Origin of the sequence: Bacillus sp. TH19 (assembly GCF_016651075.1) — a bacterium.
Taxonomy (GTDB): Bacteria; Bacillota; Bacilli; order Bacillales; family Bacillaceae_G; genus Bacillus_A; species Bacillus_A mycoides.
On record NZ_JAEKEO010000007.1, the window covers coordinates 1,058,263 to 1,083,223 of the forward strand.

The 24,961-nt window shown below is 36.1% G+C and carries 26 protein-coding genes; 19 read left to right on the plus strand and 7 right to left on the minus strand.

Features of this window, described 5'->3' with window-relative positions; translation table 11 throughout:
- Positions 1-10 precede the first annotated feature (10 nt).
- From etfA to uvrC, 3 genes are all read left to right on the plus strand, one after another.
- Positions 11-988 (plus strand): electron transfer flavoprotein subunit alpha, encoded by a 978-nt coding sequence (etfA, locus tag JFU54_RS09240; protein ID WP_002015402.1) that lies wholly within the window; start codon positions 11-13, stop codon positions 986-988.
- 211 nt (positions 989-1,199) lie between these two features.
- Positions 1,200-1,514, plus strand: coding sequence for a thioredoxin (trxA, locus tag JFU54_RS09245; protein WP_088040205.1), 315 nt, complete (start codon positions 1,200-1,202; stop codon positions 1,512-1,514).
- Positions 1,515-1,668: 154 nt separating this feature from the next.
- Complete coding sequence (gene uvrC, locus JFU54_RS09250) at positions 1,669-3,453, plus strand: excinuclease ABC subunit C (RefSeq protein ID WP_201064309.1); 1,785 nt, start codon at positions 1,669-1,671, stop codon at positions 3,451-3,453.
- Between the two features lie 115 nt (positions 3,454-3,568).
- On the opposite strand, the gene JFU54_RS09255 is transcribed toward uvrC, so the two are convergent.
- Complete coding sequence (locus tag JFU54_RS09255; RefSeq protein ID WP_002015405.1) at positions 3,569-4,018, minus strand: YslB family protein; 450 nt, start codon at positions 4,016-4,018, stop codon at positions 3,569-3,571.
- Positions 4,019-4,326: 308 nt separating this feature from the next.
- On the opposite strand from JFU54_RS09255, the gene sdhC reads away from it, so the two are divergent.
- From sdhC to JFU54_RS09275, 4 genes are all read left to right on the plus strand, one after another.
- Positions 4,327-4,953 (plus strand): succinate dehydrogenase cytochrome B558, encoded by a 627-nt coding sequence (sdhC, locus tag JFU54_RS09260; RefSeq protein ID WP_002015407.1) that lies wholly within the window; start codon positions 4,327-4,329, stop codon positions 4,951-4,953.
- Between the two features lie 13 nt (positions 4,954-4,966).
- On the plus strand, positions 4,967-6,760 hold the full coding sequence (gene sdhA, locus JFU54_RS09265; RefSeq protein ID WP_002034228.1) for a succinate dehydrogenase flavoprotein subunit: 1,794 nt from the start codon (positions 4,967-4,969) through the stop codon (positions 6,758-6,760).
- Positions 6,753-7,514 carry a succinate dehydrogenase iron-sulfur subunit gene (gene sdhB, locus JFU54_RS09270; protein WP_002088861.1) on the plus strand — a complete coding sequence of 254 codons (762 nt, stop codon included), beginning with the start codon at positions 6,753-6,755 and terminating at the stop codon, positions 7,512-7,514. The genes sdhA and sdhB overlap by 8 nt, the downstream gene beginning before the upstream one ends.
- Positions 7,515-7,760: 246 nt before the next feature.
- Positions 7,761-8,204: an acyl-CoA thioesterase gene (locus tag JFU54_RS09275; RefSeq protein WP_002034215.1), complete on the plus strand. Its 444-nt coding sequence runs from the start codon at positions 7,761-7,763 to the stop codon at positions 8,202-8,204.
- A 36-nt stretch (positions 8,205-8,240) separates the two neighbouring features.
- On the opposite strand, the gene JFU54_RS09280 is transcribed toward JFU54_RS09275, so the two are convergent.
- A complete protein-coding gene (locus tag JFU54_RS09280) occupies positions 8,241-9,020 on the minus strand; it encodes a M15 family metallopeptidase (RefSeq protein ID WP_201064310.1) in 780 nt (259 codons plus the stop codon).
- A 264-nt stretch (positions 9,021-9,284) separates the two neighbouring features.
- Between JFU54_RS09280 and motA the strand changes: the two genes are divergently transcribed.
- Positions 9,285-10,079: a flagellar motor stator protein MotA gene (gene motA / locus JFU54_RS09285; RefSeq protein ID WP_201064311.1), complete on the plus strand. Its 795-nt coding sequence runs from the start codon at positions 9,285-9,287 to the stop codon at positions 10,077-10,079.
- Positions 10,069-10,857 (plus strand): flagellar motor protein MotB, encoded by a 789-nt coding sequence (gene motB / locus JFU54_RS09290; protein ID WP_201064313.1) that lies wholly within the window; start codon positions 10,069-10,071, stop codon positions 10,855-10,857. The genes motA and motB overlap by 11 nt, the downstream gene beginning before the upstream one ends.
- Positions 10,858-10,885: 28 nt before the next feature.
- On the opposite strand, the gene JFU54_RS09295 is transcribed toward motB, so the two are convergent.
- Complete coding sequence (locus JFU54_RS09295; RefSeq protein WP_201064315.1) at positions 10,886-11,713, minus strand: 5'-nucleotidase, lipoprotein e(P4) family; 828 nt, start codon at positions 11,711-11,713, stop codon at positions 10,886-10,888.
- 343 nt (positions 11,714-12,056) lie between these two features.
- On the opposite strand from JFU54_RS09295, the gene JFU54_RS09300 reads away from it, so the two are divergent.
- The 3 genes from JFU54_RS09300 to JFU54_RS09310 all read left to right on the plus strand — a co-directional run bounded on the left by JFU54_RS09300 (position 12,057) and on the right by JFU54_RS09310 (position 14,872).
- Positions 12,057-12,941, plus strand: a complete 885-nt coding sequence (locus JFU54_RS09300) for an ABC transporter ATP-binding protein (RefSeq protein ID WP_113768846.1) — start codon at positions 12,057-12,059, stop codon at positions 12,939-12,941.
- Between the two features lie 2 nt (positions 12,942-12,943).
- Complete coding sequence (locus JFU54_RS09305; RefSeq protein ID WP_002015418.1) at positions 12,944-14,170, plus strand: ABC transporter permease; 1,227 nt, start codon at positions 12,944-12,946, stop codon at positions 14,168-14,170.
- Positions 14,171-14,440: 270 nt separating this feature from the next.
- Positions 14,441-14,872 carry an Rrf2 family transcriptional regulator gene (locus JFU54_RS09310; protein WP_002088848.1) on the plus strand — a complete coding sequence of 144 codons (432 nt, stop codon included), beginning with the start codon at positions 14,441-14,443 and terminating at the stop codon, positions 14,870-14,872.
- Between the two features lie 60 nt (positions 14,873-14,932).
- On the opposite strand, the gene JFU54_RS09315 is transcribed toward JFU54_RS09310, so the two are convergent.
- A complete protein-coding gene (locus JFU54_RS09315) occupies positions 14,933-15,598 on the minus strand; it encodes an aquaporin (RefSeq protein ID WP_002067333.1) in 666 nt (221 codons plus the stop codon).
- 142 nt (positions 15,599-15,740) lie between these two features.
- Positions 15,741-16,706 (minus strand): DMT family transporter, encoded by a 966-nt coding sequence (locus JFU54_RS09320; RefSeq protein WP_002129291.1) that lies wholly within the window; start codon positions 16,704-16,706, stop codon positions 15,741-15,743.
- Between the two features lie 101 nt (positions 16,707-16,807).
- Here JFU54_RS09320 and JFU54_RS09325 point away from each other — a divergent pair, with 101 nt between their 5' ends.
- Positions 16,808-17,380: a helix-turn-helix domain-containing protein gene (locus JFU54_RS09325; RefSeq protein WP_002034214.1), complete on the plus strand. Its 573-nt coding sequence runs from the start codon at positions 16,808-16,810 to the stop codon at positions 17,378-17,380.
- 69 nt (positions 17,381-17,449) lie between these two features.
- On the opposite strand, the gene JFU54_RS09330 is transcribed toward JFU54_RS09325, so the two are convergent.
- Entirely contained in the window at positions 17,450-17,635 is a 186-nt protein-coding gene (locus tag JFU54_RS09330) for a PspC domain-containing protein (protein ID WP_002129290.1), read from the minus strand.
- 213 nt (positions 17,636-17,848) lie between these two features.
- Between JFU54_RS09330 and JFU54_RS09335 the strand changes: the two genes are divergently transcribed.
- The 5 genes from JFU54_RS09335 (at position 17,849) to JFU54_RS09355 (ending at position 22,460) form a co-directional block, all read left to right on the plus strand.
- Positions 17,849-19,090, plus strand: coding sequence for an amidohydrolase family protein (locus tag JFU54_RS09335; RefSeq protein WP_201064316.1), 1,242 nt, complete (start codon positions 17,849-17,851; stop codon positions 19,088-19,090).
- Positions 19,091-19,202: 112 nt separating this feature from the next.
- Complete coding sequence (locus JFU54_RS09340; RefSeq protein WP_201064318.1) at positions 19,203-20,498, plus strand: purine/pyrimidine permease; 1,296 nt, start codon at positions 19,203-19,205, stop codon at positions 20,496-20,498.
- Between the two features lie 165 nt (positions 20,499-20,663).
- Entirely contained in the window at positions 20,664-20,888 is a 225-nt protein-coding gene (gerE, locus tag JFU54_RS09345) for a spore germination transcription factor GerE (protein WP_000659484.1), read from the plus strand.
- A 107-nt stretch (positions 20,889-20,995) separates the two neighbouring features.
- Entirely contained in the window at positions 20,996-21,658 is a 663-nt protein-coding gene (locus tag JFU54_RS09350) for a type 1 glutamine amidotransferase domain-containing protein (RefSeq protein ID WP_201064320.1), read from the plus strand.
- Between the two features lie 163 nt (positions 21,659-21,821).
- Complete coding sequence (locus JFU54_RS09355) at positions 21,822-22,460, plus strand: TetR/AcrR family transcriptional regulator (RefSeq protein WP_063218787.1); 639 nt, start codon at positions 21,822-21,824, stop codon at positions 22,458-22,460.
- A 49-nt stretch (positions 22,461-22,509) separates the two neighbouring features.
- Here JFU54_RS09355 and JFU54_RS09360 read toward each other — a convergent pair whose 3' ends face one another.
- A complete protein-coding gene (locus JFU54_RS09360) occupies positions 22,510-23,193 on the minus strand; it encodes a type 1 glutamine amidotransferase domain-containing protein (RefSeq protein WP_201064322.1) in 684 nt (227 codons plus the stop codon).
- Positions 23,194-23,562: 369 nt separating this feature from the next.
- On the opposite strand from JFU54_RS09360, the gene JFU54_RS09365 reads away from it, so the two are divergent.
- Positions 23,563-24,888, plus strand: a complete 1,326-nt coding sequence (locus JFU54_RS09365) for an MFS transporter (protein WP_201064323.1) — start codon at positions 23,563-23,565, stop codon at positions 24,886-24,888.
- Positions 24,889-24,961: the final 73 nt, after the last annotated feature.

Genomic DNA, 24,961 nt, shown 5'->3' on the forward strand with positions numbered 1-24,961 from the left:
GGGAAAATCTATGGCTCGTAAAGTATTAGTAATGGGTGAAGTTCGTGATGGATCGCTACGTAACGTTTCGTTTGAAGCGGTAGCAGCAGCAAAAACAATTGCAGAAGGCGGTGAAGTGGTAGGTCTTCTAGTTGGAGACAGCGTTGCCTCTTTTGCAAATGAATTGATTCATTACGGTGCAGATCGCGTTGTGACAGTTGAAAATGATAAATTAAAATCATATACATCTGATGGATATGCACAAGCGTTTTTAGCTGTATATGCTGAAGAAAAGCCAGAAGGCATTGTATTTGGACATACGGCACTTGGTAAAGATTTATCACCAAAATTAGCAGCGAAATTAGAAGCTGGTTTAATTTCTGACGTAACGGCTTTAGAAGTTGAAGGTGGAAATGTTATCTTCACTCGTCCGATTTACTCTGGTAAAGCATTTGAGAAGAAGATCGTAACAGATGGTATATTATTTGCGACAGTGCGTCCAAATAACATTGCAACTCTTGAAAAAGACGAGTCTCGCACAGCTGACGTGTCTTCTATTACAGTTGATGTGAAAGATTTACGTACAATCATTCAAGATGTTGTCCGTAAAACTGCAGAAGGTGTTGATCTTTCTGAAGCGAAAGTTATTATAGCTGGTGGACGTGGTGTGAAGAGTGAAGAAGGATTTAAACCGTTAAAAGAATTAGCTGACGTACTAGGCGGCGCTGTTGGAGCATCTCGTGGTGCTTGTGATGCTGAGTACTGTGATTATTCATTACAAATTGGTCAAACAGGTAAAGTTGTTACACCAGACCTATACATTGCATGCGGGATTTCTGGTGCGATTCAGCATTTAGCTGGTATGTCTAATTCAAAAATAATCGTTGCGATTAATAAAGATCCAGAAGCTAGTATCTTCAAAGTAGCTGACTATGGTATTGTCGGTGATCTGTTTGAAGTATTACCTCTTTTAACAGAAGAGTTTAAAAAGTTAAAAGTACATTCATGATTTGAGTACCCTTGAGTTCCAAGTGAAGTACCCCTATATATAGAAAAAGGTGAGAGATCCCCTGTCTCTCATCTTTTTAGTATTTCATCCATATTTTTATATAGTATAAAGGAACATTTTTTTGTTACAATACATAACGATACATAATATTCGCCACGTATAAAAGTTAATGATATACTCTTGGTAGAATATACTTGAAGGAGGAAATAAAATGGCAATTATAAATGCAAATGACCAAAGCTTCGCAACTGAAACTAGCGAAGGTGTTGTACTATTAGATTTCTGGGCGCCTTGGTGCGGACCTTGTAAAATGATCGCTCCTGTATTAGAGGAAATCGATTCAGAGTTAGGCGAGAAAGTAAAAGTAGTAAAAGTGGACGTTGATGAAAACCAAGAAACTGCTCGTCAATTCGAAGTAATGAGCATTCCAGCTCTTTTCGTATTAAAAGACGGTAAAGTGGTTGATCAAGCGTTAGGATATAAACCGAAAGAAGCGTTAGTAGAATTAGTTTCTAAACACTTCTAAAATAAAGAAGCTACCATTTGGTAGCTTTTTTTATTTTCTTTTTTACAACCTTTCCGTTACAATAAAAGAACGTATGTTGGGTGTTTTGGCATAGTATGTTTTTATGTGAAAATAAAAATGATAAGCATAAGCATGTAGAAATGGAGGGAGACGAGTGCACGAGCATTTAAAAGAGAAGTTAGCAATTTTGCCCGATCAACCTGGTTGTTATTTAATGAAGGATAAGCAGGGAACGGTTATATATGTCGGAAAAGCAAAGGTACTCAAAAATCGTGTGCGCTCGTACTTTACTGGTTCGCATGATGGGAAAACACTTCGGCTTGTTGGAGAAATTGTTGATTTTGAATATATTGTGACTTCCTCAAATTTGGAGGCTCTTATTTTAGAGTTAAATTTAATAAAAAAATATGATCCAAAATATAATATTCAATTAAAAGATGATAAAACATATCCTTTCATTAAAATTACAGCTGAAAAACAGCCGCGCTTACTCATTACGCGAAATGTAAAAAAGGATAAAGGAAAGTACTTTGGGCCTTATCCAAATGCGCAATCGGCACATGAAACAAAGAAATTATTAGATCGTATGTATCCACTTCGTAAATGTTCAAATATGCCAGATAAAGTTTGCTTGTATTATCATATGGGTCAATGTTTAGCACCTTGTGTGAAAGAAGTAACGGATGAGCAAAACAAAGAAATTGTTGATGAAATTATTAAATTCTTAAACGGTGGGCATAAAGAAATTCGTTCAGAATTAGAAACGAAGATGTATGAGGCTTCAGAAAAGCTAGAATTTGAACGGGCGAAAGAGTTGCGAGATCAAATTGCTCATATTGATGCAATTATGGAAAAGCAAAAGATGATTATGAGTGATTTAGTGGATCGCGATGTGTTTGGATATGCAGTTGATAAAGGGTGGATGTGTGTTCAAGTTTTCTTCGTTCGAAAAGGAAAGCTAATTGAACGTGATGTTTCTATGTTTCCGATTTATGATGAACCAGAAGAGGGATTTTTAACTTTTATCGGTCAATTTTATGAAAACAGTAGTCATTTCAAGCCGAAGGAAATTGTTGTTCCAGGAAGTATAGATTCAGAATTAGTAGAGCGCTTTTTAGAAGTTGAAGCGACACAGCCGAAGCGTGGGAAGAAAAAAGATCTTGTGGAATTAGCAAATAAAAATGCGAAAATTGCACTAGAAGAGAAATTTCACTTAATTGAACGTGATGAAGAACGGACGATTAAAGCTGTTGATAATCTAGGGAAGCAACTAGGGATTGAAACACCATATCGTATTGAAGCGTTTGATAATTCAAATATTCAAGGAACAAATCCTGTTTCAGCAATGATTGCTTTTATCGATGGGAAACCAGCGAAGAAAGAATATCGGAAATATAAAATTAAAACGGTTCAAGGTCCTGATGATTACGAATCTATGAGGGAAGTTGTAAGACGCCGTTATACGAGGGCGCTTAAAGAGAATTTACCTTTACCAGATTTAATCATTATTGATGGTGGAAAAGGCCATCTGGCCGCTACAAGTGATGTTCTGGAGAATGAACTCGGATTATATATTCCGATGGCAGGGCTTGTAAAAGATGACAAACATAAAACATCACATTTAATTATTGGAGCTCCGCCTGAACCTGTGATTCTTGAGAGGAATAGCCAAGAATTTTATTTATTGCAACGCATTCAAGATGAAGTGCATAGATTTGCAATTACATTCCATCGCCAGTTGCACGGGAAATCGGTCATTCAATCAGCATTGGATGATATTCCAGGAATCGGCGATAAACGAAAAAAGGTATTGCTAAAACATTTTGGTTCATTAAAAAAGATGAAAGAAGCTTCCATATCGGAATTTGTCGAAGCAGGTATGCCGAAAAATGTTGCAGAGATGATTTATACTTATTTAACAGATAAGAAGACGTTGTAGTTTACAACGTCTTCTGTTTTTTGGTATAATTTCTGAAGATTTAAAATAAACACACCTGAATGAATATACAAAAAAGTCAACTAAACTTATATGTCTAGTTGACTGTAAGTAGATGCTACACTTCAATGAGATCTTTTATATCCCATTTAACAAGAAATGTAATAGAGTCTGAACGCTTTTTCTGTTCCTCATAGGACTCTGCAACGACGTTTCTTTGTCTTTGAATTTGCTCGGCGATAAATCCAGCTTCTAATTGATAAGATGAATGTCTTTTTTGTTTTTGACGCTCAGTAATAAGTGTACCTTTAAGTTGAAACTGCATTTCACGACGTTTATGTTCAATGATACTTAAAGTGCCCCAACCAGCTTTTTCGAAAAACTGAATGACTTCTTCAATTGTTTCTAGCGGATATTTTCTCGCAAGGTTTCTACCAGCCCAGTATAAAATACCATCTAAATCGTTACCAATTAAATCAGGTAGTAATTCTTCACGTAGCAATTCATAAGCGAAGGCGTTCAATGAAACATCTTCTAAAGATGTTATATCGATTGTATTTTTGCTCACAATATTCCCCTCTTTCTATAGGGATTATTATATAACATTTTTCATTTATAAAAATAGATTTTTCTTTGGGGAAATCTGAATATATAAGAAAAAAAAGAATTGGCAAATTATATGCAAATTATGTGCAAATTATGTATACGTTTTCTTGACGCTTCGACAAAAATAGGGGTAAAATGAACTTGTTATCAAATTATGCTGAAATATTTCGAATAATTTTTTCAGTTTTTCTTATGCCAATAGTGAAAAAACATTATTGTTGTAAATTAATCTGAAAACAGCAGTCAAACATTCAAGGGGGTAATGGGGACATGAAAGGCCGCGAGTATACGTTTCGTAAGTGGCACTCATTAATGGGGGTCATTCCGGTTGGTGTCTTTTTGACGCAACATTTAATTGTAAACAACTTTGCAACAAGGGGAGCAGAGGCTTTTAACAAAGCTGCAGGCTTTATGGAGCTCCTTCCATTCCGGTATGCGCTAGAAATTTTCATCATCTTTTTACCTATACTGTACCATGCTATATATGGCTTATATATTGCATTTACAGCTAAGAACAATGCGGTATCTTACGGCTATTTCCGTAACTGGATGTTCGTCTTCCAACGAATTTCAGGTATCGTTACGCTGATCTTCATTTCTTGGCACGTCTGGGAAACTCGTATTCAAGCATTGTTAGGTAAAGAGGTAAACTATGATATGATGGCAGATATTTTAAACAACCCATTTATGTTTGGTTTCTATTTAGTTGGTGTTGTTTCAACAATTTTCCACTTTGCAAATGGACTATGGACATTCTGTATAAGCTGGGGAATTACAGTATCTCCACGTTCACAAAGAATCTCTACTTATGTAACATTAGCTATTTTCTTAGGTCTATCTTATGTAGGTGTGAGTGCATTATTAGCGTTCATCGATCCACAGCTAGCAAACCAGTAAGGAGTGGGAGAGCATGAAAGGGAAACTTATAGTAGTCGGCGGTGGCTTGGCCGGCTTAATGGCAACGATTAAAGCGGCAGAAGCAGGAGTAAATGTTGAGCTATTTTCTTTAGTACCAGTAAAACGTTCACATTCTGTATGTGCCCAAGGTGGAATTAACGGTGCCGTAAATACAAAAGGTGAAGGGGATTCTCCATGGATCCACTTTGACGATACAATTTATGGTGGGGACTTCTTAGCGAACCAACCACCAGTTAAAGCGATGTGTGATGCAGCACCTGGTATTATTCATTTAATGGATCGCATGGGTGTTATGTTCAACCGTACGGAAGAAGGACTTCTGGATTTCCGTCGTTTCGGTGGAACACAACATCACCGTACAGCATTTGCTGGCGCAACAACTGGTCAACAATTACTATATGCATTAGATGAGCAAGTACGTCGTCATGAAGTAGCAGGACTTGTAACGAAATATGAAGGTTGGGATTTCTTACGAGCTGTTGTAGATGATGAAGGTGTGTGCCGAGGAATCGTCGCGCAAGACTTACAAACTATGGAGATAAAAAGTTTCCAAGCTGATGCCGTGATTATGGCAACAGGGGGCCCTGGTATCATCTTTGGAAAATCAACAAACTCTATTATTAATACAGGTACAGCAGCGTCTGCTGTATATCAACAAGGTGCATATTATGCGAACGGTGAGTTCATTCAAATTCATCCAACGGCAATTCCTGGAGACGATAAGTTACGTCTTATGAGTGAATCTGCACGTGGTGAAGGTGGACGTGTTTGGACGTATAAAGATGGTAAGCCATGGTACTTCTTAGAAGAAAAATATCCAGCTTACGGAAACCTTGTACCTCGTGATATTGCAACGCGTGAAATCTTTGATGTTTGCGTAGAGCAAAAACTAGGTATTAACGGTGAAAACATGGTGTACTTAGATCTTTCTCATAAAGATCCGAAAGAACTAGATATTAAACTTGGTGGAATTATTGAAATCTATGAGAAATTTACAGGTGATGATCCTCGTAAACTACCAATGAAAATCTTCCCAGCAGTTCACTATTCAATGGGCGGATTATGGGTTGATTATAAGCAAATGACAAGTATTCCAGGTTTATTTGCAGCAGGTGAGTGTGATTATTCTATGCACGGTGGTAACCGCCTTGGTGCGAACTCATTATTATCAGCAATTTACGGTGGTATGGTAGCAGGACCGAACGCAATTGAGTATATGAAAGGTCTTTCTAAATCATCTGATGCTGTTTCATCTACTGTATATGAGCAAAATGAATTAATCGAAACAGAGAAATTTAACAATATTTTAATGCTTGATGGTAACGAAAATGCATATGTTCTTCATAAAGAGCTTGGAGAATGGATGACAGATAACGTTACAGTAGTTCGTGAAAATAAAAAGTTACTAGAAACTGATGCGAAAATTGAAGAGTTAATGGCGCGTTACAAACGCATTAACATTAACGATACAGCAAGATGGAGTAACCAGGGTGCTTCATTTACACGCCAACTTGCAAATATGTTCGAGTTAGCACGTGTTATTACAATTGGCGCATATAACCGTAATGAAAGCCGCGGAGCGCATTACAAACCAGAATTCCCAAATCGTGATGATGCAAACTTCTTAAAAACTACGATGGCGAAATTTGAGGGAGAAGGAAAGGCACCAGCATTCCATTACGAAGAAGTGGATGTTTCATTAATTAAACCACGTAAACGTGACTATTCCTCAAAACATGATGTAGCTGCTAAGGGTGAAGAGAAGGGGGATAAGCAACATGTCTGAGAAAACAATCCGCCTCATCATTACGAGACAAGATGGACCAGATGCACAAGAGTTTGATCAAGAGTTTGAAATTCCATATCGTCCAAATATGAACATTATTTCGGCACTGATGGAAATTCGTCGTAATCCTGTTGATTCAAAAGGAAACCAGACGACTCCGATTGCATGGGATATGAACTGTTTAGAAGAAGTATGTGGTGCTTGTTCGATGGTGATTAACGGAAAACCACGTCAATCATGTACAGCTCTTATTGACCAGTTAGAGCAACCAATTCGCTTAAAGCCGATGAAGACATTCCCGATTGTACGTGATTTACAAGTTGACCGTAGCCGTATGTTTAACGCGTTAAAACGGGTTAAAGCTTGGATTCCAATCGACGGTACGTACGACCTAGGGCCAGGTCCAAGAATGCCAGAGAAAAAGCGTCAATGGGCATATGAACTTTCGAAATGTATGACATGTGGTGTTTGCTTAGAGTCATGTCCGAACGTAAACAGTAAGTCTGACTTTATTGGACCAGCACCGCTTTCACAAGCGCGTTTATTTAACTCGCATCCAACTGGTGAAATGCATAAAGCAGATCGCTTACGTGCAATTATGGGTGATGGAGGACTTGCAAACTGTGGTAACTCTCAAAACTGTGTGCAATCATGTCCGAAAGGTATTCCATTAACAACTTCAATTGCAGCATTAAACCGTGATACAACAATTCAATCGTTCAAAGATTTCTTTGGTAGCGATAATAACTATTAATAAATATTGCCTCTTCATGTTGAAGAGGCAATATTTATAACTTTATATTTCTGTTTATTCTGTTTATCCTGCATTAACGGGCAGTAAAAATCCCACCTCAAAATTCAGGTGGAGCAAAGAAGCTAGGTGGGAGATCAACTGCCCGTAAACGCCCGATTGGTGCGGGCTAATAATCAGTGGGGGATGAACAAAACCCCCACTGATTAAAGTTTCACTTTATTTTAAGGGCGAAAAGGAGAGGGAACGATGAAGAGAATTTCTTATATTGAAGACTTTGAGCAATGGGAAAGTGGTTTTTCATTTTATAATCCTGTCAAAGTTCGTTTTGGTGAAGTAGATATGTTTGGACATGTAAATAATGTCGTTGCTTTTACATATTTTGAAGAAGCGCGTATCGCATTGTTTAAAGAACTCGGATTTATGCAAGAATGGACACATGAATCATCAGAAACGATGATAGTCGTCGCAGATCTACAATGCAATTTTATTAAACAAATTTATTTTGATGAGCAGTTGAAAGTATATGTAAAGGCGGGAGCGGTTGGGAATTCCTCTTTAGATTTACACTATATGGTCAAAAATGCAGAAGGAGAAGTTTGTTTAGTTGGACGCGGTATGATGGTCCAAGCATCGAAAAAAACTGGAAGAGGCGAACCGTGGACTGAGGAATGGAAGGAATTATTACAATAATAGAATAAAAGAAAAATAAGAGAGCGATTCGCTCTCTTATTTTTTGTCCTTCGTTGCCTCTTCTAATGTTAGGTGGTGCTTATATATGTATGCGGCATATGGATTGCCAACGTAGCGTAAGTGCCACGGTTCATATGAATATTCTGTTGTCTCTGTTTTATCCTCTAAATAACGAATGACAAATCCAAACTCATGGGCATGTTCTGCAACCCATTTTCCTTCTGCTGTCTCTCCGAAAATTGGTTCTAATTGGAATTTGGCAGATTTTGAGCTAATATCCATTGCTAGACCAGTTTGATGCTCACTTGTTCCAGGAATTGCACTTACCGAATCAGCCTCAGCTTTTCCTTGGCGTTTAATATATGTATTATGTAATGACTGTTGGCGTTTGTAAGAACGGTAACCTGAAACTGCTGTAAGTTCTAAACCTTCTTCTTTCGCTGCTTGGAACATTTTTTCAAGAGCGTCTGCAGCATCTTTGCGAAGTAATGTTTTCTCTTTATCTTTTGGACTACTAAATGGTACGTTCGGTTTCGTTAAATCTTCTGGAATGTACCCATTTGGTAATTTACGATGTTTATTGACTAATACAAGAGCAGAATCTGGATTTGTTACAACGGAAAAATTATTATCTAGTTTCTTTGCGTTATGATCAGCTTTTGGAAAAGCAGGAATCTCTTCTTTTGGATGGTTACTATGTTTTTGACTTTCGACAGCTTTCGCCTCATTTTGCAGTGGTGATTTAGAAGCAAAGTAAGCGAAAGATGTGATACCGATTACAATAGTAATGGCAGAAATAATTATTATCTTTTTCATGATACCTTGTAATCACTGTCCTTTCTTAATAAAATATGTATCGCTTTTATTATAAGTCTAGTTTATTGAAAAAGAAATATAAGAGTCATAACGTAATAAAAACGCAAAGAAAATGTCAGAAAATGTGTGAAATTGTAGTATTTTTTCATATAATTCATTTCTTATCTTTCATGAAGTTCATTTTTTATGTAATATATGTATATAAGAAGATGTAGCGATTATCGAGAATAAAAGACCTCTGGTATAGACTAGGAGTGAATGGGAATGGATTTTGCAACAATTATTGGAATCATTTTAGGAGTATTAGCGGTAGTCGTAGGGATGGTCGTCAAGGGCGCTGACATAACAGCCTTACTAAATCCTGCCGCAGCACTAATTATTTTCGTCGGTACATTTGCTGCAGTGTGTATTGCCTTTCCGATGAATCAATTAAAAAGAGTTCCAAAATTATTTAAAGTTCTTTTTGGTTCAAATAAAAGAGATTTAAGTTATGAACAATTGCTAGAATTATTTGTTCATTGGACATCTGAGAGTAGAAAATACGGTATTTTGTCTTTAGAGCAACAATTAGATGAAATTGAGGATGAATTTCTTTTGCGTGGTATGAAATTTGTTATTGATGGTGTATCTGCAGAGGATTTAGAACAAATTTTAGAAGCCGAATTAGAAGCGATTGAAGAGAGACATGCAAAAGGGGCTGCTATTTTCTCGCAAGCTGGTACATATGCACCTACACTAGGGGTTTTAGGTGCTGTTATTGGTCTTGTAGCTGCACTTGGAAATTTAACTGATATTGAAAAGCTAGGGCATGCTATTTCAGGTGCGTTTATTGCAACGATTTTCGGTATTTTTTCAGGTTACGTATTATGGCATCCGTTTGCAAATAAATTAAAGCAAAAGTCTGCTGCTGAATTAGAGAAGAAACGTTTAATTATTGATTGTTTATTAATGTTACAAGAAGGTACATATCCGTTTATTATGAAGAACCGCATTTTAGGTGCACTTTCTGCAACTGAGCGTAAAAAGCTAGAAAAAGGAGCAGAAAAAAATGCGGAGTAAGAAAAATAGAAGAGGTAAAAAGAAAAAACATGATGAGCATATCGATGAAACTTGGTTAATTCCATATTCTGATATGTTAACGTTGTTATTTGCATTGTTCATCGTATTATTCGCAATGAGTAGTATAGATGCTGCAAAGTTTAAACAGATGGCAGTTGCTTTTCGAAGTGAGTTAGCCGGTGGAACAGGAAATAAAGAATTTTTAAGCGATCAAAAACCAAATGAGGAAAAAGAATTATCAGCAAATAGCCTTGAGGCAGAACAAGCAAAAAAACAAGCGGAAGATAGAGCTAAAGAAAAAAAAGAAATGGATGAGTTGAAAGCATTACAAAAAAAGATTGATCAATATATTAATGAGAAACAACTATCCTCTTCTTTTCAAACTAAGTTAACTGAAAAAGGATTAATGTTAACGATATTAGAAAATGTACTATTTGATTCAGGGAAAGCAGATGTGAAGTTGGAATCGTTAGGGATTGCAAAAGAGATGTCTAACCTACTTGTTTCAGCATCACCTCGTGAAATTACAGTGTCGGGTCATACAGATACGGTTCCTATCGCAAATGCTCAGTTTGCATCAAACTGGGAGTTAAGTACACAGCGTGCAGTTAATTTTATGCAGGTGTTACTCCAAAATAAAGAATTGCAACCAGAAAAATTTAGTGCAGTTGGTTATGGAGAATACCGTTCAATTGCACCAAATGATACGCCAGAAGGAAAAGCGAAAAATAGACGTGTAGAAGTATTTATTTTACCTTTAACAAGAAATATGAAATAAAAGAGGATGGCGAAGGCCATCCTCTTTGTTATTTTGCATCAAATGATTTTAAATTGTCACGACGGATTTTGTCTTTTTCTGCATCTGATTTTTTGAAATTATAGTCATATAGAGCACCTTCCCAATCACCGTACATTGGATTAGGGAAAATGATGAATTTCTCACCAAATTGTGCTTTTGATTCTGCTACTGTTTCATTGCGATCTTTCACAGATTTTCCATCAAAACCAGTGAAATCAGATAAGTTGTCACCGAAGAATAGGACGATGTCATGTGTTTGAGAAACAAGTTCACGACGCTTTTCTTTCCCTTTTTCTTTCGGGTCCTGTAGTAATATATGTTCTTTCGTCGCTTGAGGAGCACCTACGCGCTCAAGGTTTTTAATTGTTGCATCTAGTTGATTTGTTTTACGATTTGAGATGTAGTAAATATCTACACCTTTAGACTCTGTATATTTTAAGAAATCAATAGCGCCTGGAAGAGCTTCAGCTTCAGCTTTATTAATCCAATCGTCCCATTTATAAGGATAGCCTTTTCCTGTTTTTACGCTCATTGCTTGATGGGGACTGTTATCTAAAACAGTTTCATCTAGATCAAGTACGATAGCAGGTTTTTTTTCTGTCCCTTTTGCAAGAGCTGCATCAAGCTTTAATTGACCAATATTGTAGCCTTGGTAGTAAAGTGCTTTCGTTTCGCCAGCTGTTTGATACCATAAATCGGCCATCAATTGCTGGTCTGTTAATTGTACTTTCTCTTCTTTTGCCACTGTTTTCTCAGCTGTTCCTGAACATGCTACAAGCGATGTGGAAAGAACGGCTATAGATAATAAACTGGTAATACTCCTCTTCATCTTCATATGTATCCTCCTCGATGTTAGAAAATCATCTTATATTATATATTAAAATCTAAAAATTTTTTTATGAACATTTGCATATTGTCTTTTGTATATATAGTAGCATGTCCTATATTAGAAAGATGGGGAAAATAACAAAAAGTGATTTGACGTGTTTTATTGTCGAAATGACAATTATAATTGACAAATATATCTTTGTTATTTACAATTTTAACTAAATAAAACAAATGGTGGATGGGGGATCATGATACGTATAAAAGATTGAAATATAGTACTATATTTTATTTCGAACAATCATAGTCTTTAATAGAGAGTACGAATGATACTAAAGGGGAGGCTTTATACATTGAGTTTACAAATTCAAAACTTAACAAAAATATTCGGAGAATCTAAAGCGGTTAATGGTTTGCAAATCTCGTTACCGAAAGGTGAAGTGTTAGGGTTACTTGGCCGAAATGGTGCAGGGAAAACAACGACAATTAAAATGTTACTAGGTTTATTAACGCCAAATGAAGGTTCTATTACGTGGGATGGAAAATCATTTGGTGATAGCGGGGTAACAATTGGATATTTACCAGAAGAAAGAGGCTTATATACAAAAAGTAGAGTAATAGACCAATTGCGATATTTTGGTAGATTAGAAGGAATGACGAAAAAAGAAGTAGATCTTGCAATTGATCACTGGTTAGAGCGCTTAGCAATCCCAGAATATAAATTCAAAACAGCAGGAGAACTTTCGAAAGGGAACCAGCAAAAAATTCAATTGATTGCTGCTCTTCTTCACAATCCAGAACTTCTTATTTTGGATGAACCATTTAGCGGACTTGATCCAGTTAATGCTGGAATGTTGGCTAGTATTATTGGAGAACAAGTACAGAGCGGAAAGACAATTATTTTATCTAGTCACCGTATGGAGCAAGTAGAGGCTTTTTGCCAACATGTATGTATTTTGAAAAAAGGTGAAGCAGTCGTAGAAGGACAATTAAGTGATATTAAGAAAGAATACGGTTTTCGTAATTTAACAATCGAAGATACAAAAGAGAATGAAAAGGGATTAGAAGCTATACATGTCCCGTATGAAAAACAACAAGGCCTTCTTTATGTGAAAGTACAAGATGATGCAGAAGCTCTAAAGATTTTGCAACAATTGCAAGAACAAGGTGTTGGTTTACGACAATTTAAAATGTTAGAGCCGACGTTAAACGAAATCTTTGTAGAGAGGGCGAAATAAATATGCGTAAATTTTCTCATGTATTTTCATTTTATTTTAAAGAAGCATTTTTATCTAAAAAATCATTAATTACGAGTGCGATTTTATTTTTAGTTGTGTTTGGGATTTTTGCATTTAATCATTTTACTTCAGGCGATGATAAAAATAAGGATAAAGATAAAATTGCAGTTGTAGTAGAGAGCTCCACATACAAAGTACAAAAAGAAGAGCTAAATAAGCTATTGCCATCAGCAAAAATAACGGTTGGTTCAAAGGATGATTTTGATAAACTGCATAAGCAAGTAGAAGAAGGCGATTTAGATGGTCTATTCCATGTGACGGAAAAGGATGGGACTCCAGCAGTTACATATATGTATAATGGATTTCCAAGCCAAGCAACTTCTGCGATTATGGCGGGTTATTTAAAACAACAATATACGAAGGTGACGATTGCAAAAAATAATGTTTCACCAGAAATTGCGCAGCAATTACAAGCAGAAATTCAAGTGAAGCAAGAAGCGATAAAAGATCGTACATCTTCTTTCGGAATTGCATATTTCTTTACATTTGCTTTGTATATGTTTATTGTAGCTTTCGGAAATACAATCGCAATGAATATTGCATCTGAAAAGGCGTCACGTGTAATGGAAGTAATGCTTCCGAAAGTAAAGCCTCTTACGATGATGTATGCGAAAATTTTGGCGGTTGTTTCAACGGCGTTATTACAACTTGTAATATTGGCGTGTGGTTATCTTATTCCTTATTTGTTAGGTTGGGTCGATTTAGAAAGTGCTTCATTACTTGGTGTTCCAATTGACTTTACAAAATTAGATGCAAAGGTTATAAGTATGTTTCTTGTTTATTTCATTACGGGGTATTTACTTTATGCGATGATGTACGCTGCGGCTGGAGCTGTTGTGTCTAAGACAGAGGATTTACAAGCTGTATCTTTCCCGATAATGATTTTGATCATGGCTGCATTCTTCATTAGTATTAAATCATTAAGTGATCCAAATAGTACTATTGTTGTTGTAAGTTCGTATGTTCCGTTTTTCACACCGATGGTTACCTTCTCGCGGATTGTAGCTGGTGAAGCAGGTATGTTAGAGATTACGATAACATTAGTAGTTTTATTGGCGACGATTGGTATATTAAATGCGATTACAAGCCGTATCTATGTAAACGGTGTAATGAATTACTCTGATAAAGTGAAGTTTAAAGATTTGGCGAAATTTATAAAGCGTCAATAATAGAGGGAAAGCATGATTTTCTAATGGAATCATGCTTTTTCTTTACCCCGCATTAACGGGCAGTAAAACTCCCATCTCAAAATTCAGCTGGAGCAAAGAAGTTAGATGGGAGATCAACTGCCCGTAAACGCCCGATGGGTTCAACTAATAATCAGTGGGGGATGAACAAAACCCCCACTGATTAAAGTTTCACTTTATGTATAAATTAAAAATAGTATATAATAATAAGAGTTGTCTTTTAATAGAATGAATAAAAAGGAGGGTGTGCAGATGGGAATTAGTAGTCGTTTTACAGTAGGTGTTCATATGTTAACGTTACTTGCAATAGATCGAAACTCTCGCTGTACCTCTGAATGGATTGCTGGTAGTGTGAATACAAATCCAGTTGTGATTCGTCGCATTACAGGAATGTTGAAGAGAGCAGGACTTGTTGATGTACAAGCTGGTAAAGGTGGTACGACACTTGCTCGTGATTTAGATGAAATTACATTACTTGATGTATATAAAGCTGTGGAAGTTGTAGAAGAAGGACATCTATTTTCTTTCCATGAAAATCCCAACATTGAATGTCCAGTAGGAGCTAATATTCAATCGGTATTAGAGATTATTTTAATACAATCGCAAGAAGCGATGGAAAACGTACTTGCAAATGTAACGGTGCAGCAATTAGTTACAAATTTAAAGTCGAAAATTAAAGAATAAAAAAAAGCGAGCTTCCTCATGATGAGGGCTCGCTTTTTTTATTCGGAAATATTGAAAGTTCTATTTTTCCGTATTTAAAATAAACTTTCCTACAACAGCTGCTACGATACCACCAAAAATTGGGGCAACGATGAACACCCATAGTTGAGAAATTGCTTCTCCGCCAGCGAATAGAGCTGGTGCGATACTACGAGCTGGGTTAACAGATGTTCCAGTTAACGGAATACCTAATAAGTGAATTAATACTAATGTGAAACCAATTACTAGTCCAGCTAAAGAAGAACTTCCCTTTTTACCTGTTACAGCAACGATAACTAAAACAAATACGAAAGTTAAAATGAATTCAACTAAAAATGCTCCAGATAAACCAAGAGTTCCAAAACTATTTTGTCCTAAATTATCTAAAGGTAATTTAGCAGATCGTAAAATTGTTACTAACGTTGCAGTTCCTAATAAACCACCTAAAATTTGAGCTAATAAATAATAGCTAAGTTCCATAGCGTTCATTCTTTTGTTGATGAACATAGCGATTGATACTGCTGGGTTAATATGACATCCAGAAATTGTTCCAATGCTATATGCCATAGCCACGATAGATAATCCGAAAGCCATAGCGATACCTAATGTTCCAATTCCTTCAATTCCGCCACCAATGACAGCTACTCCAGTTCCGAATAATACAAGTACAAATGTACCAATAAATTCAGCAATTGCTTTTTTTAACATAATTTACCTCCTATTAATGCACATGAAAGGTATTATAACATAGGTTTTAGTATAAACAGCTAATGAAATACTATTCTGATAAGGCGAAATAGGGAGATAATAAAAATAGATATGGTTCTATGAAGAAGAACCATATCTATTTTTATGCTGATTTTTTTTGTTTAATGACTGGAACAGAACGGTTTAAAACACTATTTACGATCATTCCTAGCATGATAATAATCATCCCAATCAGTGACAGCCCGCTAGGGAATGAACCATTTAAGAAAATAATCTCACCAAGCACAGTGAAGACCATCGTTCCAGCTTGTGTTGCTTCAACAGCTCCAAGTAAAGCAAGATTGTCTTTTGCTAAGTCAGTAGCAAAGAAAAATGTCATCGTCGCAATAACTCCGGAACATAATGCTAACAAAAATCCTTGCATCATTTGACTTGATGATGGAATACCGGTAGTGGAAAATCCGTATATACCAAGTAGGATTGTAATAGGGAGACTTCCGATTGCCATTCCTAATACACGTTGGAATGTATCAAGACGCCCGCCAACAAGTTCCATCATTTTTCGGTTACCGAACGGATATAAGAAAGCCGCTAATACGACAGGTAAAAATCCCGAGATGAACTGAGTCATTGTAATATGACCCGCTGCAGTCGCTTGCATACAAATTACACCAAGTAAAATAAATAATGCTACATATAAACTGCGAAGTGGAATTTTTCCACGTACAAGTTTTGTACCTGATTTCGTTTCTATTTTAACGAAAAATAATGGTGATAGTAGTAAACCTGCTAATATCGTAACTTGCCAAGTTCCAGCAACGAGCCAAGCTGGAGAAAAAACAGCTGCGAAACTTAATAAAGAATAGAAGCCGATGCCAGCGACCGAGCCCCACCCAATCCATACAAATGGATGTTTTTTTAATTCTGCCCATAAAGCTCCTAAGTTTTTGCGAAATAAAACGATAAGGAATAAAATAGGGAGAGCAAATAGAAAACGGAAGGAAGCAGTCCAAGCCCAGCTTGTTCCAGATACATTCATTGCTCTGTTAATAATAAAGGTTGCAGAAAAAAAGGCCGATGATAAAAGACCTAGTAATATTGCGCGCATGAAGTATGGCACTCCTTTCGGAATTGAGTATTTATGTATAGTATAATATACTTAAAGTTAATAAAAGTAAACTATTTTATATTTTAAGGTGGTTTTTATATATGAAAGAAAATGAAGATATGCAAACGAAAGAAGTAATTCAGCAAGTAGGTCAGCTATTAAGACAAATTCGAAATGAACAAAAATTAAGTTTAGAAGAATTAGCCCAAAAAACAGGGGTTAGTAAATTAACATTAGGGAAAATTGAGAGAGGCGAAACGAATCCAACGTTAGCTGTTATTTGGAAAATAACGAAAGGGTTATCGATTCCTTTATCGAGATTAATGGTTGTTGGAGAACCTGTAGCTGTTGCGCGCTGCGGAGAAGGATTTGCAGTAGATGTAGGACAAGCATGGCATTTAGAAACGATGTTCCGTTACACGAAAGAAACAGGGATGGAAATGCACCGTGCTTGTTTAAGAGCGAATAGTATATATGAACCGGAAGCTCATCATGAAGGAGCAATTGAGCTTGTAACAGTAATGAAAGGGAAAGTTTCTATTCAAGTTGAGAATGACGTATATGTGCTAAATGAGTTTGACTCCATTCAGTTTGAAGCTAATAAGAAACATAGTTATAAAAATGAAGAGGATGAAGTAGCGGTATTACATTTAACGATGAAATATTCTTCATGAAAAAATCCCCTATAGAAAAATCTATAGGGGATTTTTTATACGCTATGCTCAAATATATGAAAGAATGTATTAGTAAGAGCGTGGCATAAGTAATAAACAAATAAAATAAACTAAAAACCCCGTCCCAAAACATAAAATAGCAATGACCCAAAGTATGCGAATGAGAGTAGAGCTAATATCAAAATATTCTCCTAAACCACCGCATATACCAAATAACATTTTATCAGTTTCGGATTTATATAACCTCTTCGACATATTATGATCCTCTCCTTTTTATATCACCGCTGTTATGTATGAGTGATACAGTGTACTTTTATTCTATATGGAAATTTATGAGAAGACCATTAGGTTATATTACATTTTTTTGTGAAAGGACAATACAGTGGATTAATTGTCTTAATTTTCAGTTGGTATTAAAATGAAAATGAGGGTGTGACGTATTTTCTAATATAAGGTGGGGAAATGGTAATGACATTATATTGGTTGACTAATGTAAAGTTTGAAACAGGTTATACATATGAAGAAGCGAAAATTTCACAAACGGAAACTGAGATATGCAGTCTTCTTATTGAAGATGGGCGAATTAAAAGAATTATAGCGGGAATCGCCCAAGAGGAAGGAACGTTAACTTTTGATGCTAATCGTTTATTAGTTTTACCAGCTTTTGAAGAGATGCATATTCATATTGATAAAACATATTATAGTGGGCCTTGGAAAGCTTGTATGCCAGCAGAAAATATTTTTACACGTTTTAATGAAGAAAAAACGATTTTACCAAAGCAATTAGCAACTGCTCAAGACAGGGCGGAAAATATGCTAGAGTTATTGCTTCGAAATGGCGCAACAAATATTAGAACGCATTGTAATGTGGATCCGGTTATTGGACTTCGTAATTTAGAGGCAACGTTAGCGGCTTTAGGAACATATAAAGATCGGTTGTCTGGTAGAATAGTTGCATTTCCGCAACATGGATTATTGCGAAGTAATTCTATGCAACTTGTGAAAGATGCGATGCGTATGGGCGCACAATTAGTTGGCGGAGTGGACCCAGCTACAGTAGATAATGATATTGAAAAATCATTACATACGATTATGGACATTGCGGTAGAATTTAATGCGGATGTTGATATTCATTTGCACGATGCGAATAATCTTGGAACGTTTACAATGAAGAGATTAGCAAGTCTAACGGAAGAAGCAGGATGGCAAGGTCGTGTAACAATTAGTCATGCGCTTGGACTTGGTGGTGTTACTGATAAAGAAGCTGAAGAAGTGGCAGAAAGACTAGCAGCATTAAAGATTGATATCACTTCAACCGTTCCAATCGGTAAACAAGTAATCCCAATTCCATTATTAGATCGAAAAGGAGTTAAAGTTTCATTAGGAAATGATAGTATTACAGATCATTGGTCTCCGTTCGGCACAGGTGATATGCTTCAAAAGGCAAATCGATTGGCAGAACGATTTGGTTGGAGTGATGAAAGGTCTTTAGGGAAAGCTCTTCGTTTTATTACTGGAGGGAAAGAAACGTTAAATAATGAAGGAAAACGAGTGTGGCCGAATGTAGGGGATGAGGCAAGTTTTGTTTTAACGAATGCAACATGCGCCGCGGAAGCAGTGGCTCGTCAAACAGAGAAGCGTGTAGTTATGTATAAAGGGAATGTTGTTATAGGGGATTTAGATCAAGTGAAATCTGATAATCTTGTATAGAGGAATCGTTTAGATGTTTTTAGAAGGGTTCTAATTGTGAAAATAGAACCCTTCTTTTTTATTTAGTAGAAACAGGGAAGTACTATACTTCCTTATAAGGAAGCAAGAAGGGATGAAAAGTTTGGACAATCAACATAATCAAAATCATATTATGGGAACTTTGCAATGGTTTATTTTTTTATTAGCAAACTCAATCGCGCTACCAATTGTCGTTGGCGGATTATTTCATCTTACGACGGAAGAAGTATTTTATTTAATGCAGCGTACGTTTTTCGTAGTTGGTATATCTTCTTTTTTACAAGGATGGCTTGGACATAAGCTTCCGATTGCGGATGGACCAGCTGGATCTTGGGTTGGTGTATTTACCGTGCTTGCTTATGCAACTGTAGGGCAGGATCAATTACATAGTACATTGCAAATTTTAGAATTAGGAATGATGGTTGCGGGAGTTGTTTTAATAGGGCTAGGAGTAACGGGAGTTATCGGGCGTATTTTATTTTTATTTACGCCGCTCGTGACAGGGACGTTCTTACTTTTATTATGTTTACAATTAAGTGGTGTATTTTTAAAAGGAATGCTAGGAATTACAGCTACTGTTTCTCAAATTGATGGATTTACAGCATTAATTGCTTTTGGCATATTTTTATTCGTAGTCATACTCTCCAACTTCGGAAAAGGGTTTGTTAAAAGTTATGCGGTTTTAATAGGGTTAATTAGTGGCTGGATTATTTTTCTCATTGCAGGAAAAGTGACGATCCCATCTCAAGTAACTCATTTTGTGCAACTTCCACATATATTCGCGTGGGGAATTCCAAAATGGAATACAGGTATGGCTGTATCAAGTTTCGTTATGGTATGTATTTTAGTTTCAAATACAGTGGCAGCTATTATAGCAATTAATCAAGCTACCATTCATAAAGCGACTATTGAACAAAAACAGTTGAAGGATGGAACGTGGGTTGGAGGGATTTCACATATCATTTCCTCTGTATTTTCAACTGTAGGTGTCGTTCCGTTACCAGCAACGGCAGGGTTTATACGCTTAACAAAACAAAAATATATACGATCGTTCTTAATGGCATGTGCGTTACTAGTCGTAATGTCTCTTTTTCCAAGTATCATTCGTTACTTAGCGTCTTTACCATCCGCTGTCGCATCAGCCGTTTTAATGGCTTCGTTCGTACAGTTAATTGGAATTGGATTTAATAATATAAAACAAGTGGAGCTCAGCGAAAGGAATGTAACGATTTTAGGAGTTGCTATATTATTTGGAAGTGGTGTTATGTTTTTACCGTCTGGAGCACTCCAATCCTTGCCGTCTGTGATGCAATATATATTCGGAAATGGTTTGTTCGTAGGTACAGTTGTCAGCATATTACTAGAACAAATATGGCGTACTGAAAAGTAAGTGGATAAAAAGAGTGTACGCACTGTATAAAAGTCTAAAATAACATAAGAAATAAAGCCCATTTTCATTCACCACCTGCACATTTCGTTCATACAATATCTTGACTAAATAAACACCCAACTTACACATATACAGCTCTGGCTTAAGCAAGGAGGGTTATACCAGTTGAAGGAAAAAGCGTATCAATCTAAACCGTTACTCACAAAGAGAGAAAGAGAAGTATTTGAATTACTGGTTCAAGATAAAACGACGAAGGAAATTGCAGGTGAACTGTTTATAAGTGAAAAAACAGTACGTAATCACATCTCAAACGCAATGCAAAAGCTAGGGGTTAAAGGACGTTCACAAGCAGTTGTTGAGCTTCTTCGTATGGGAGAGCTCGAACTATAAGAAAGCAGCCGACTTTTATACAAAAGGTCGGCTATTTTTCTGTTTGTTTCATGCTCCATATGAATGATAAGAATGTTTCATACATAAATAGGTAGTAAGGAGGGGATATGTTGAAAAGGGTATTATTAGTTTCAACAAGCGCTCATGATTTGAATGGACACCCGACTGGTTTGTGGCTGGAAGAGCTCGCAGCTCCTTATCATTTATTTAAAAAAGCTAAGTTCGATGTTGATATTGTGTCGATAAAAGGCGGGAGAGTACCAATTGATAGAGTGTCTATTCCGAATGGCATACCTCGTGAATTTAAGCATGTCGCTTCTTTATTGCAAAATACGAGGGCGATTTCAACTGTTCACTCTTCAGAGTATGATGCGGTATTATTTTGTGGTGGGCACGGGGCGATTGTAGATTTTCCAGGTAATCCATATGTAGCAAATTTAATTGAGAATATGTACAATAATAACCGGATCGTAGCGGCTGTTTGTCACGGGGTAAGTTCTTTAGTTGGTGTGAAAAATAAAGATGGCTCGTTTTTTGTTGCCGGTAAGCGTATAACAGGTTATACAAACGATGAAGAAAAAGCTGTACATTTAGAAAATCGAGTTCCGTTTTTGCTAGAAAGTAAGTTGAAAGAAGAAGGGGCTTTATTTTATGTAGCACCTAATTTCACGCCGCATGTTGTAGTAGATGGGCGTTTGATTACAGGGCAGAATCCGCAGTCTAGTGTGGGAATAGGTAAGGCTATAAAAAGAGCTGTAAATAAATTATAGAAAAGGTGCCCGCTACTAACAAAGGTAGCGGGTACTTTTTATGTATAGCGTAGATTGAAATTGTAATAAACTAAAAAGACGTAATGAGTATAATAACTTCATTTATAAACATTCATGAATTTGCTATACTATTTTGTATGAACAAAAGGGGAGGCTCTTTTAAATGAGAAAAGTAGCGTGTGCAAATACTTATATTAATAAAATAAAGCCCGTTATTCGAAAGACGAGTTTTAGCCAATTAAAAATAGATGAAATTGCGAAATATATGGATATTAGTAAAGCTACTTTATATAAACGTTTTTCTTCGAAAGATGAGGTTATTGAGGCAGTAGTAGAGGATTTTATAAACTATCTTCTTGAAGGAGATGCGGATAATCAAGATGAAAGTATGTCGTTTACAGAACGTTTCCAAAAGACGTTTATCCATTCTTTAAAATGTGTGACGTATATTTCGGATGTCTTTTTACAAGATTTGAAAGAAGCGTATCCGCATTTGTCGGATCAATTAGTCGCTGCACAACAAAATCGCAATCGTAATTTGCAAATGTTTTTTGAATCGGGTATGGAACAAGGTTACTTTAATAAAATGAATGCGCAACTATTTATGGTGCAAGATGATGTGATGTTAAGACGCATTATAGATCATACTTTTTGCATTCAGTACGATATTACGTTAAAGCAAGCGATACTTGATTTCTACAATTTGAAAAAATACCAACTGTTTAAACCGGAATTTTTAGATGTAGTTGATGATTCTGAAATTGAAAAAGAAATTATAGCTAATCTACAAATGATTTCGTAAAAAAAGCAGATTTCCCTTACTAGAGGGAAATCTGCTTTTTTAGTACATATTATTTTTGCAACTGTTTTAATACTAATTCAGCTACTGGACCACCTGAAGCAGGGTTTTGACCAGTAATTACACGATTATCTTCTACAGCGTAAGCTTCCCAAGGTTGCGCAGCTTTTTCGTAAAGTCCTCCATATTTAACGAGTTCATTTTCTGTTAAAAATGGAACGAATTGATCTAATTCAGCTAGTTTCTCTTCTTCATTTGAGAATCCTGTTACTTTTTTATCGTTAATTAAACGATCCCCGTTACTTAATGTGATATGGAATAAACCAGCAGCTCCGTGACAAACAGAGGAAACAATTCCGCCATTTTCATAAATGTTGCGGCTAATATTTTGAAGTTCTTTGTTTTCTGGGAAGTCCCAAATAACTCCGTGACCACCCGCGTAATAAATAACAGCGTAGTCTTCTTGATTCACTTCACTCGGTTTCATTGTAGAACCGAGACGATTCATAAATTCTTTCTTTTGATACCATTCCCAATCAATGCTCTCCGCCATCGCTAAACTATGCGGATCAATCGGTGTATAGCCGCCTTGTGGACTGACATAATCTACTTCGTAACCAGCTTCTTCTACTTTTTTAACGAAATGGACAGCTTCACCAAGCCAAAGCCCGGTAGCTCTATTTAAATTTGGGTATTTTTCTACGCTCGTTAATACAACTAACATTTTTTTCTTCATCATAATCCTCCTGTAATGTTTCTTCTATATAAAAGTTCTTTATTTACTTGATTGTATTAAGTTAGAAATTGCAAATTTGAATAACCATGTCAGTCCCCCTTATACCGGATTCGAAATTAGTGTATAACAATTTTTGGACAAAGTAAACTAAAAACACTAAATTAGTTTACTTTGTATATTTTTCGTTGACAAACTGTAATGCTGAAACTATGATAGTTCCATGAATATCGAACAACATAATGTTACGTTTCGAATTCAATTTGTCGCGCGATAAATTTATACATTTGATGAAGTTGTTTAGTAGTGATAGAGGAGCTAAACAACTTTATTTTTCATTTACAGTTACTACAATCAGAAGAGGTGTTACGCATGGGGAAAGATATAAGTAACCATTCAAAATGGTTTGTTTTCACATTATGTTTTATCGTTTTATTAGGACCGATGAATGCGGTTTTATTTAATGTAGCGTTAGAGGATATTGCTAATGATTTATCTATTAGTCAATCGAAAGTAAGTTGGGTTGTAGTAGGTTATTCCTTAGTTGTCGGTATTGGTTCGGTGATATATGGGAAGTTGGCTGATCGTTATAGCGTAAAAAAACTATTGATTATTTCAATTATCATATTTGTAGCGGGTTCTATTATTGGATTTATGAATCAATCTTATGCGATTACCATTCTTGCAAGATTAGTGCAGGCGAGTGGGGGCGCGGCGTTTATTGCGCTTAGTATGATTGCAGTGGCAAAATTAGTTGCTCCCGCTAAGAAGCCTGGTGCATTAGCGATGATTAGTTCTTCTATTGCATTAGCAATAGGCATTGGTCCTTTAGTTGGCGGGGCTATTACAAATACATTAGGGTGGCCATATTTATTTTTATTTATGGTTATTTCAGTAGTTGGGATTTTCTTGCTTATAAAATTTATGCCAGAAGAAGCGCAGCATACGGATGAAGCGTTTCATTTTGATTACATTGGAGCGGCGTTATTATTTGCATTCATTACGACTGTTTTATTAGGTGTCAATATTAATAGTTGGCTATTTGTGTTATCGGTAGCTTTCTTATTTTTATTCACGGTTCGTATGAAGAACGCGGAGCATCCATTTATTGATATTGAGTTATTTTCGAACAAACCATTTCTTCGTTTAATAGCGGTCGGGTTTATAATTAATGTGGCGTTATGTGCTAGTCTATTATTATTGCCATCACTGTTAGGAAGAGTGCACGGATTGTCGCCATTCGTTATCGGAATTGCATTGTTTGTTGCATCACTCTTTGGTATTGTATCTAGTTTTATTACGGGGAAGATTGTCCCTTCGTTTGGAAATGTGAATATGATTTATGTAGCGTCTGTCATTATGATCGTTGGCTTTTTAATTTTAGGGCTTATTCCGAACGGGAACTTAATCATTATTTTAGTGGCGGTTATTTTAACATTTATGAGTTATTCAGCTATTCAAGTATCATTAAACACATTTATACCGAAAACATTACATCCAGCTAAAGTTGGAGTCGGTCTTGGTTTATATAATTTAATTAACTTTTTCGGTATGGCATTTGGACCAGCTGTAGCGAGCAAAGTTATGGAATCTACAAATAGTTATCGTTTGAATTTTATTTTAATCATCATTTTAATTTCTGCTCATTTCTTCTTATTAATAGGAATGTCTTCTTTCCAAAAAAAGATGGAGCAATAAAGTGAAACTTTAATTAGTGGGGGGCATCCCCCACTAATTATTAGCCTACACCAATCGGACTTTTACGGGCAGC

Excerpts from the sequence above, each read along its gene's own strand:
- motA (WP_201064311.1), top strand. The coding sequence starts at position 9,285 with ATGGATTTTGCAACAATTATTGGAATCATTTTAGGAGTATTAGCGGTA.
- trxA (WP_088040205.1), top strand. The coding sequence starts at position 1,200 with ATGGCAATTATAAATGCAAATGACCAAAGCTTCGCAACTGAAACTAGC.
- sdhC (WP_002015407.1), top strand. The coding sequence starts at position 4,327 with ATGAAAGGCCGCGAGTATACGTTTCGTAAGTGGCACTCATTAATGGGG.
- sdhB (WP_002088861.1), top strand. The coding sequence starts at position 6,753 with ATGTCTGAGAAAACAATCCGCCTCATCATTACGAGACAAGATGGACCA.
- JFU54_RS09355 (WP_063218787.1), top strand. The coding sequence starts at position 21,822 with ATGAGAAAAGTAGCGTGTGCAAATACTTATATTAATAAAATAAAGCCC.
- JFU54_RS09365 (WP_201064323.1), top strand. The coding sequence starts at position 23,563 with ATGGGGAAAGATATAAGTAACCATTCAAAATGGTTTGTTTTCACATTA.
- JFU54_RS09335 (WP_201064316.1), top strand. The coding sequence starts at position 17,849 with ATGACATTATATTGGTTGACTAATGTAAAGTTTGAAACAGGTTATACA.
- JFU54_RS09295 (WP_201064315.1), bottom strand. The coding sequence starts at position 11,713 with ATGAAGATGAAGAGGAGTATTACCAGTTTATTATCTATAGCCGTTCTT.
- JFU54_RS09325 (WP_002034214.1), top strand. The coding sequence starts at position 16,808 with ATGAAAGAAAATGAAGATATGCAAACGAAAGAAGTAATTCAGCAAGTA.
- etfA (WP_002015402.1), top strand. The coding sequence starts at position 11 with ATGGCTCGTAAAGTATTAGTAATGGGTGAAGTTCGTGATGGATCGCTA.
- motB (WP_201064313.1), top strand. The coding sequence starts at position 10,069 with ATGCGGAGTAAGAAAAATAGAAGAGGTAAAAAGAAAAAACATGATGAG.
- sdhA (WP_002034228.1), top strand. The coding sequence starts at position 4,967 with ATGAAAGGGAAACTTATAGTAGTCGGCGGTGGCTTGGCCGGCTTAATG.
- JFU54_RS09315 (WP_002067333.1), bottom strand. The coding sequence starts at position 15,598 with ATGTTAAAAAAAGCAATTGCTGAATTTATTGGTACATTTGTACTTGTA.
- JFU54_RS09340 (WP_201064318.1), top strand. The coding sequence starts at position 19,203 with ATGAAAAGTTTGGACAATCAACATAATCAAAATCATATTATGGGAACT.
- JFU54_RS09320 (WP_002129291.1), bottom strand. The coding sequence starts at position 16,706 with ATGCGCGCAATATTACTAGGTCTTTTATCATCGGCCTTTTTTTCTGCA.
- JFU54_RS09275 (WP_002034215.1), top strand. The coding sequence starts at position 7,761 with ATGAAGAGAATTTCTTATATTGAAGACTTTGAGCAATGGGAAAGTGGT.
- JFU54_RS09330 (WP_002129290.1), bottom strand. The coding sequence starts at position 17,635 with ATGTCGAAGAGGTTATATAAATCCGAAACTGATAAAATGTTATTTGGT.
- JFU54_RS09305 (WP_002015418.1), top strand. The coding sequence starts at position 12,944 with ATGCGTAAATTTTCTCATGTATTTTCATTTTATTTTAAAGAAGCATTT.
- JFU54_RS09310 (WP_002088848.1), top strand. The coding sequence starts at position 14,441 with ATGGGAATTAGTAGTCGTTTTACAGTAGGTGTTCATATGTTAACGTTA.
- JFU54_RS09280 (WP_201064310.1), bottom strand. The coding sequence starts at position 9,020 with ATGAAAAAGATAATAATTATTTCTGCCATTACTATTGTAATCGGTATC.
- JFU54_RS09360 (WP_201064322.1), bottom strand. The coding sequence starts at position 23,193 with ATGAAGAAAAAAATGTTAGTTGTATTAACGAGCGTAGAAAAATACCCA.
- JFU54_RS09350 (WP_201064320.1), top strand. The coding sequence starts at position 20,996 with ATGTTGAAAAGGGTATTATTAGTTTCAACAAGCGCTCATGATTTGAAT.